We start from the raw sequence: 8,806 nt of genomic DNA on the forward strand, positions 1-8,806 counted from the left end.
GATAACCGATGTTATCGCTCATTTCCAGTTCACCCAGCACGTAAGGAATGTCCTGCTGGCTGAAGAATCCCGCCTGCGAAATCTTACCGATGCGATTGTCGTTGAGATTTCCCACCATTAAATCCACCGACTCGGCCGGCCAGGCATTGAGATTGAGTTTGAAACTCATCAGGAAGTTATCGTCAACCCAGTCATCCGCATCGAGAAACAGGACATATTCCCCGCTGGCCTGCTGCAGCCCGCTATTGCGTGCCGCACTGACGCCTGCGTTAATTTGATTAAGCACCGTAACCTGCGGATAGTGAGCAAACTCCTGCAAAATCCGGGCACTGTTATCGCGACTGCCATCGTTGACAACAATTATTTCATAGCTACTGAAGGTTTGATTTAATACGCTTTGCAGCGTACGCCGGATAGTGTTTTGCGCGTTATAAACGGGAATGATAATACTAAATAGCGTTTTTTCATTCATGATAAACTCTCTTTACTGTCTGAGGTTTTGATAGTGCTAAAGAGCTGCCATAGTTTCCTGGGGTTGAAAAAGATCAGATGAATACGCATGACCGGCTGTGCCGGGAAAAAGTAATTCAGCAGGGAGAAGGATAAAAACTCGGTTAATACCACGCTCATGGCGGCACCGGTTAAACCGAAATGTGGCACCAGCAGCAGCGACGACAGCACGCAAATCACTAATACCGCGAAGGTTTTTTTCACCAGATAGCGATAGCCGTTATATTTAATGATGAAACGATCCATGACGCTGCTCAGCACCGCGCACATCGCACCGAGGCTGAGTAATAACGTCGGCGCGACCGCATCAAGATATTGCTCACCGTAGAAGTCACGAATAAACCAGCCCGACAGCAGCCAGATCGCCACAATTACCGCAGCGGAAACGCCAATCACCAGCAGATGCAGTTTCTGCGCTTTGACGATCGCCTGCTGGTCATTCCGCTCGGCAAAAAATGCCGGATAAAACGACGCCAGCAGCGCGCTGGGTAAAAATACCCAGGCGGTCGACAACGTCAGCGCCACGGAAAAAATGCCCGCCTCTTTCACGCCGAGAAAATAAGAGACGCTGATTTGATTCACGCGGGTATACAGCGCAACGGCAATCGCAGAGAAGATCAGCGACATGCCGGAAACCAGCATGTAGCGCGAATACTTTTTCACGTGGCGCAGCGCCGGAAGCGGTGCACGCCGCTCATACAGCAGAAACAGCGTTAACTTGATGGTGAAAGGAATAAAGGTGGCGAGCACAATCGGAATCGCCAGCCAGGCCGGTTCCAGCTGGTAATAGGAGATCAGAAAGCGCACCGTCAGGCTGATCGCCAGACCGATGACGTTGGCAATCACATTGAGACGCGCGTTGAGCCTCGCTTCGTTGTAAATATTGACCAGGTCAATGGATGAGAACAGGCAGGCAATGGCTGCCGCGCAGATAAAGACCAGCGCGTCGGCGCTCCACTCCTCTTCCATAATCGCCATGCCGACAATCGACAGCACGCAATACAGCACCAGTACCAGCAGGAAGGTCGCCATCATCAGGCGCAGGCCGGAATGATGATTCTGCGCGATGCGTTTCAGCAAAATCACATCGCTGCCCATCAGTGCGATGGTCTGAATAAACTGAAATACCAGCATGGCGATGGAGATAATGCCAAAGGTGGTGGGCCCGACGTATTTCGCCACGTAGGAGGTGACAAAGATCAGGCCGAATACCGCAATCAGCTTTTCGGCAATCATCCACATGGAGTTTTTTAATTTGTTTTTCACAACGCCTCCGGTGCGATTATTTCTCTGCCAGCCGGCGCAGCCGTGAAACCAGGCGCGGGCTAATGAAAAACAGCGCAAAGTACAGGCTCCACGGATTAAGTAGCGGTCCGGCGGTGCACCAGCTGCGGAAACTGCGGCGATAGAGCGTGATGTATTCATCAATGAAGGCGCGGCTCAGGCTGTCGCTGTGCAGCCCTTTGTGGATGTAAGACGCCGTGACTTTTAAATAGAGGTGGTAATAGCAGCGATAATGCTGGCTCGATAAAAACGCCTTCATGCCGCTGAACGAGCGGGCAAAAGAGAAATGTTTTTCCCGCAGCGCCGAACGCGTGGCGGAGTGCGTGGATTTGACGTAGTGATAAACCACCCGCTGCGTCATCACTACCTGGCGATCCTGCTGCAGATGCAGGTAGTTCATGACAAACAGCAGGTCTTCGAAATTGGCGATCTCTTCGTTGAACCGCAGCCGGTGCTGACGAATGACATCGCCGCGAAACACCTTGTCGCAGATACCGTGGCGCGGATGGTAATAGAGCAGTTCGTTAATCGCCGCCGATACCGACAGCACGTACGCCTGTTCACGGTTGGCGGGAAAATCCAGCGGTGCGCCGTCCGGGTTGAAATGTTGTGACTCGCCCACCACCATCGCCGTTTCATCACTCATCAGCCGCACATACGTCGAGAAGGCCTGGGGCGGCAGGAAGTCATCGGCGTCTAAAAAACACAGCAGCCGGCCGCGCGAGGCGCGAATGCCCCGGTTGCGCGCCGCCGAGACGCCCGCGTTGGCCTGGCTGATAAGGTGGAACTGCGGATAACCGGCGTAGCGCTGCAGGATCGCCAGCGAGTCATCGCTGGAGCCGTCATTAATAAAAATGGCCTCAAAGCGAACCTCATCCTGCTGCAGCAGGCTGTCGATGCATCTTTCCAGATAAGCTGCGGCGTTATACACCGGCACAATGACGCTAATCAGCACGTCGTTAACGGGAGTTTGCATATGACCTCAAAACATAATTTATTGGGGGTTGAACCCGCCGTGACAAATAAAAATCGATACTGAACCGTTAATGCTTAACGTTTAACGGCCTATGCTTTCATGCGGCTTAACATTAATACACCGCTGTTTTCAGAGTTTCCTCACCAAAATATGCCCGCCGGAATAAGTCTATTTTTCGCTGGCGCCAGATAAGAATTTCGCTAAATATTCAGGTCAGGTTTATCTGGCGATTTAAAGGTTAAAAACCGCAGGCTACCGCCCCTGGCTTACAGCGACCAGCGTGCTGGAATTCTCTTTGGTGCATTTTCAGGCGTAAAGAAGGGGCGCTGCACTCCGCAGAGTTCAGTTATTTATCAGCCAGTTAGCCCCAACATCTCCTGCACAGCAACGTATTTATTGCGTTGCTGCCGGGTAAAACATTTATCAGATAGAGGTTTATTCGTTATCCTGATCGGCGCTACCTCTCCAGCTATTTTTTGCCGCATCAGGAGAACGGGAACTGCCGACCGCGGTTGAAAAGGTGCATCTTTCGACGGGCCTTCGCAACGAGCGTTACGACATTAACGATATTTGCTGTATGCCCTGCACTTTTATTACGCCGCGATGTGTGTTGCGCGGCGCGAGGTGCAAGTGGCGTTAATTCAGTCCGGCTATCGCAGCCGGACTGCAAATGGCACAAGGCCCAAAATTGCGATCTGATTCAAAACTTTTACCGCATTCTCACCAGGCGCAGTTATAAGGTCAATGCCTTCCAGACCAAAACGGAATTTACTCACCCGCCCCGCCGCCTTATTTCGCGCTGACTGATTAGCATGGATAAAGCGCAACCGCGACGATTGATAAGGGCGGCGCGCGCTGCTGACCAGGAATAAGAGCAGGGAAACCGGCGGATAAGTCCAGTAGCGTCCTAAGCGGTTGTTATCGCGATGGGTTACGCCCTCGCCGCCTCGCTTAAGCAGTAATAACCTTTATTCATTCTGCTGACCTGCTATTTTTAGTAGTCGTCAAGCCCTGCCTCTATAAATTAGCGCCGTGCAGAAAAATACAGATCCTTACTGCATCACAAACTCAACTTAGCGCGATTTCATGCTGCTTATTTTAACAATCAGCGCTTCGCTGACGTGACTTAGGCCAAATATTTTTTTAAAGAAAGCCGGTAAATGCCGATAACGCTATCAGTGTATTTATCAGTGAGCCCGGAAATGATCAGCCTGCAAACCAATCTGTCTGCCCTCAACGCCAGCAAGCAATCTGCCAGAAATGGCGCAGCGCTGGGCGATGCGATCCGCCATTTATCGTCGGGTATGCGCATCACCAGCGCGCGTGACGATGCGGCAGGTCAGGCGATTGGTAACCGTTTTAGCAGCCAGCAGAACGGCCTGGCGGTGGCGCAGCGTAATACCGGTGACGGCCTGTCACTGGTCGAAACCGCGGAAAGCGCGCTGGATGAGATCAATAACCGCCTGCAGCGGATTCGCCAGCTGGCGGTTCAGGGATTAAACAGTACCAATTCGCAGAGCGACTCGGACGCCATTCAGGCGGAGATTAACCTCAATCTGAAAGAGATTGACCGGCTCAACACCAGCAGCAGCTTTAACGGCATCAGGCTGCTGGATGGCAGCGCCGGTAAGCTGGGATTCCAGGTTGGCGCTAATGACAACGAAAAAATCAGTCTCGACCTGTCGGCGCCCGGCTTCAGCGTGGAGGCACTGGGACTTAAGGATTTGGTGATCAGCGGCATCAGCGGCAAAGTGACCAATGTCACCACCCTCACCGGCCTCGCCACCAATATGGCGTTCAGCAACCCGGCGATCACCGTGAATTATCTGCCCGCCAGCGGCTCACCGCAGCTGGTGCGCAGCAGTGGTGATAACCGCCAGTACGTGCAGAGCAGCGACGCCGACGGCAAGCCGGTCTATTATCTGGCCGCCGTCAGTGCGCGCTGGGACACCGCCACGGCTGCCGGTAACGTCTCGATTAGCCGCAGCAATCCGGCGCCGCTGTACAGCAACGTCAGCAGCATTGCGTCGCGCACCATCCCGGCGGTTAATTTTCAGGACAGCAGTGGTAGCGCGCTGAGCACCACGCCCGCAGCCACGTTAACGCAGGATAATGGCCAGTATTATATTGAGCAGAACAACAGCTGGTATCCGGCCACGCTCAGCTTTGGCAGCAGCGGCGCAGTAACGGCACGCATGACCGGCGGTGCCGCCAAAACCGACAGCGATTTCGCCACCCTGCCGACCACGGTGACCGACACGCCGGCGATCGACACCAGCACCGCCAGCCTCAGTTTCAGCGATGCCAGCGGCAACGCGGTGAGCAATGGCCGTCTGCTGCGCAGCGGCGGGCAGTATGTAATGGAAGTGGATAACGGCGGCGGTAGCTACCAGTATTACAACGCCGCCGTCAGCGCGACCTCGGATGGCACCAGTAATGCCCTGAGCATCGTCGCGACCAGCGCCAGCAGCATTAACAGCTTCAGCGCGGTAAACAGCGTGACCGGCACCTCTTACATCACGCTCGATCCGGCCAATGTGGATGTGCGCTATACCGATGTCGATGGCAACAGCAGTAATGATGTGCTGAAACTCGACGCCGAAGGCAATTACTACATGGATGTGCCGAACGGCAATCTGGATAAAACCGCCACTTTCGTCCGCAGTGACAGCAGCGGCAACCTGATGCTGAAAACCCTGCAGGGCGTGGGTGACGTGCAGATTTACTTCCAGGCGGCTTTGTCGTCAGTTACCGATGCCTCTACCAACTTTACGACGCTGCGCGTGGCCGAGACCGGTTCAGAGATCCGCCTGAAACATCCGGACGATCCGCTCGCCACGCTGGATCGCGCTATCGGGCAAATCGACAGTCAGCGCACCCGTCTGGGCGCCGTTGCTAACCGGCTGCTCTCGGCGCAAACGCTGCAGGGTAACGCCACCGCCGCCATTGCGGCATCGCGTTCCCGTATTGAGGATGCGGATTACGCCACAGAAGTCTCCAGCCTGTCGCGTCAGCAAATTCTGCAGCAGGCCAGCAGCGCCCTGCTGGCGCAGGCTAATCAGCTGCCGCAGCAGGTGCTGAAGTTACTGAACGCCTGATAAAGGACGTCATCCGGCTTCAGGTGAGGCAGAAGCATCACGCTGCGCACGCACAAATTCGCTGAGCGCCCGCAGTGCCGGCGGCACCAGCCGGTGTCCCGGATAGTAGAGGCAGAGCGCACCGAGGGGCACCTGCCAGCCGGGCAACAGGTGCACCAGTCGGCCCGCCTGCACATCCGCCGCAACCTGCTGTTCCGTCATGCAGGCAATGCCCAGACCTGCCAGCGCCGCCTGGTGGATGGCGCTCATGTCGCTGGCCGCCATACGCGGCTCGCCCTGCAGCCGATAACGCTGCTGCTGCTGGCTCAGCTCCCAGCGGTAAACGCTGCCGTCCGCCATGCGCATACACAGGGTTTGATGCTGATCGAGCGCCTCTGGCGTTTGCGGTGTGCCCGCGTGTGCGAGGTAGGCTGGCGCGGCCACCACAATCATGCGCATTTCCGGCGTCAGCCTCACGGCAATCATATCGCCCGGCACATCCTCTGCCAGCCGAATGCCGGCATCGAAGCCGTCGGCCACGATATCCACCCGCTCTTTCTGGCTGTAAATATCGACGCGAATGCGCGGATAGCGCTGCAGGAACGGCAGCAATATCGATGCGTACCACAGCGCGCTGCTCTCCGGCGGCACGTTGAGACGCAGCATGCCGGCCGGATCGCCCGGATCGCTGCCGGCTTCCTCAGCCGCGCTGCGGATCATCGCCAGCGCTGGCACAATTTTCTCGCTGAAACGCCGTCCGGCATCGGTCAGCGCGACGCTGCGCGTGGTGCGGTTGAAGAGCCGCACGCCCAGCCGTTTCTCCAGCGCGGCAACTGCATTGGTCACCGCCGAAGGCGACATCTCCAGCTCGCTGGCCGCCGCTTTAAAGGTGCCGCGCCGCGCGACCGCCAGCACAATTTCCAGTTCAGTCAGACCTGTCCGGTTCATCAATTATTCCGTTTCGCGCAATACCCTTTGCAGGCGGAGGCGGATTATCGCCGCCGGTGGTGCGTGCTATTTTGCCGCCACGCAACATGCAAAGGAGCATAGCCATGCACATGATTGAACACATCTATATCAACGGCCAGTTTGTCACTCCTGACGGCGATGAATGGCTGGATATTATCAAACCTGCCGACGGCAGCGTAATCGGTAAAGCGCGTCTGGCAGATGCGCAGGATGCTGAACGCGCGATTGCGGCGGCAGCGGCGGCGTTTCCCGCCCTGGCCGCGACCACGGTGGCTCAGCGCATCACCCTGCTGGAACAGATGTACCATGCGGTTAACCGTGCCGAAAGCGAGCTGCGCGCGGCGATCCTTGAGGAGTACGGCGCGCCCACCGCACGCTCCGAGTGGATGAGCCGCTATCCGGCTGATGTGATTCTGCAGGTAATTGAAGAGCTGAAACGCTATCCGTTTGTACAACAGGCAGGCCGCGCGCAGGTGCAGATGCTGCCGCTCGGCGTTGCCGGCCTGATCACGCCATGGAACAGCAACGCGGGCTTTATCTGCCACAAACTGGCGACCGCAATTGCCGCAGGCTGTACCGCCGTGATCAAACCCAGCGAGTTCAGCCTGTTGCAGACCCAGGTGATCACCAGGGCGCTGCACACCGCCGGTTTGCCTGCGGGGGTGTTTAATATCGTCACCGGACGCGGTGCCAGCGTCGGTGAAGCCCTGAGCCGCAGTCCGCAGGTGGCGAAAATCTCCTTCACCGGCTCGACCGCCACCGGCAAAGCGATTTTGCGCAGCGCCGCCGACACCTTTAAACGCGTCACGCTGGAGCTGGGCGGTAAATCACCGACGCTGATTTTGCCGGATGCCGATGCCGCCCAGGCAGCCCAGCTGGCGGTTCAGGCTGGCTTTATCAACAGCGGCCAGGCCTGTATTGCCGGCACGCGTATTCTGGTGCCGGAGCAGCGCAAGGCCGAGTTCGAACAGGCGCTGACGGCGGCAGTCGCTGCGGAGGTCTCCGGCGATCCGGCTGACGCGCGCACCACCATTGGGCCGATGGTCAACGAGAAACAGTGGCAGCGCGTGCAGCACTATATTGCGCTTGGCGAACAACAGGGCGCGCGCCTGCTGACCGGCGGCAGCGGCCGCCCGGACGGGCTGCACCACGGCTGGTATATCCGCCCGACGCTGTTCAGCGATGTCACCAATGAAATGCCGCTGGCGCGCGAAGAGATTTTTGGCCCGGTGCTGAGCATCCTGACCTACCGCGATGAAGCCGAAGCCATCGCCATGGCCAACGACAGCGATTACGGCCTGTCGGCACTGGTGATCGGTGCGGATGAACAGCATGCGCGCAACGTGGGAGAACAGCTGATCGCCGGCCGCGTGATGATCAACACGCTGGCTCACGAACCGCGCGCGCCGTTCGGCGGTTTCCGCCACTCTGGCATAGGCCGGGAGATGGGTCAGGCGGGTATCAGCGCGTTTCTGGAACCAAGGGCGCTGATTGCTGGTTAAGGATGAGGTGAGCGCTGCAGTGAATAGCACTGCGGCGCAGGGAGTAATGCCAGAGCCCTGTTCCTCTCTCTATATTGGCACTGTCCCGATCTTCTCAAGTGAGTATTTTTCTATGGCAGACGCCAGGGCGATCCAAAATTTTATTACCATGAAATACGAAGGTAGTAATCGTCCTGCGCCATCTCAGGCTGATCGCATTTCAGCCTGCACCAGTTCATGCATTTGAGAAATCGCGGCTTTAATATACTCCTCCTGAGGTTTAAATCTCGACATGTGTCGAACGCAAACAACAGGAACAGATTTATCGTTGAATCGCCCGACGAAACCAAACGTTGTGAAATAACCCTTTGGATGGGAATACATCAATGTATCTTTATCGCCAAAATGCTTCAGTAACAGGCTTGCAGCAGAGAGTGATGACAGCCCGTTGCTGTGAGCAATAATCAACTCCGGATCACACATTGCCAGTGTTACTTCCTCAAAAAAAG

At 56.4% G+C, this 8,806-nt stretch carries 6 protein-coding genes and 1 pseudogene; 2 read left to right on the forward strand and 5 right to left on the reverse strand.

The window, feature by feature from the left end; genetic code table 11:
* The 3 genes from QMM04_RS18590 to QMM04_RS18600 form a co-directional block, all read right to left on the reverse strand.
* The coding region (locus tag QMM04_RS18590) for a glycosyltransferase family A protein (protein WP_282996736.1) at positions 1-472 on the reverse strand (472 nt) is incomplete at its 3' end.
* Complete coding sequence (locus QMM04_RS18595; protein ID WP_264441598.1) at positions 469-1,776, reverse strand: oligosaccharide flippase family protein; 1,308 nt, start codon at positions 1,774-1,776, stop codon at positions 469-471. The genes QMM04_RS18595 and QMM04_RS18590, both read right to left, overlap by 4 nt.
* A gap of 16 nt (positions 1,777-1,792) precedes the next feature.
* Positions 1,793-2,770 (reverse strand): glycosyltransferase family 2 protein, encoded by a 978-nt coding sequence (locus QMM04_RS18600; protein WP_264441599.1) that lies wholly within the window; start codon positions 2,768-2,770, stop codon positions 1,793-1,795.
* 1,202 nt (positions 2,771-3,972) lie between these two features.
* Between QMM04_RS18600 and QMM04_RS18605 the strand changes: the two genes are divergently transcribed.
* Positions 3,973-5,868 carry a flagellin gene (locus QMM04_RS18605; protein ID WP_282996737.1) on the forward strand — a complete coding sequence of 632 codons (1,896 nt, stop codon included), beginning with the start codon at positions 3,973-3,975 and terminating at the stop codon, positions 5,866-5,868.
* A 9-nt stretch (positions 5,869-5,877) separates the two neighbouring features.
* Here QMM04_RS18605 and QMM04_RS18610 read toward each other — a convergent pair whose 3' ends face one another.
* On the reverse strand, positions 5,878-6,795 hold the full coding sequence (locus QMM04_RS18610; protein ID WP_282996738.1) for a LysR family transcriptional regulator: 918 nt from the start codon (positions 6,793-6,795) through the stop codon (positions 5,878-5,880).
* 104 nt (positions 6,796-6,899) lie between these two features.
* Between QMM04_RS18610 and QMM04_RS18615 the strand changes: the two genes are divergently transcribed.
* The gene (locus QMM04_RS18615) at positions 6,900-8,318 is read left to right on the forward strand and encodes an aldehyde dehydrogenase family protein (RefSeq protein WP_282996739.1); all 1,419 of its coding nucleotides are present in this window, start codon (positions 6,900-6,902) and stop codon (positions 8,316-8,318) included.
* Positions 8,319-8,501: 183 nt separating this feature from the next.
* Here the strand turns inward: QMM04_RS18615 and QMM04_RS18620 are convergent.
* Positions 8,502-8,806, reverse strand: a pseudogene (locus QMM04_RS18620) (hypothetical protein); the annotation flags it as partial.

It is taken from the genome of Pantoea sp. Pa-EAmG, assembly GCF_030024295.1.
Taxonomy (GTDB): domain Bacteria; phylum Pseudomonadota; class Gammaproteobacteria; order Enterobacterales; family Enterobacteriaceae; genus Pantoea; species Pantoea dispersa.

Bases quoted from the DNA above. Each gene is read 5' to 3' on its own strand.
- QMM04_RS18610 (WP_282996738.1), bottom strand. From the start codon at position 6,795: ATGAACCGGACAGGTCTGACTGAACTGGAAATTGTGCTGGCGGTCGCG.
- QMM04_RS18615 (WP_282996739.1), top strand. From the start codon at position 6,900: ATGCACATGATTGAACACATCTATATCAACGGCCAGTTTGTCACTCCT.
- QMM04_RS18600 (WP_264441599.1), bottom strand. From the start codon at position 2,770: ATGCAAACTCCCGTTAACGACGTGCTGATTAGCGTCATTGTGCCGGTG.
- QMM04_RS18605 (WP_282996737.1), top strand. From the start codon at position 3,973: ATGATCAGCCTGCAAACCAATCTGTCTGCCCTCAACGCCAGCAAGCAA.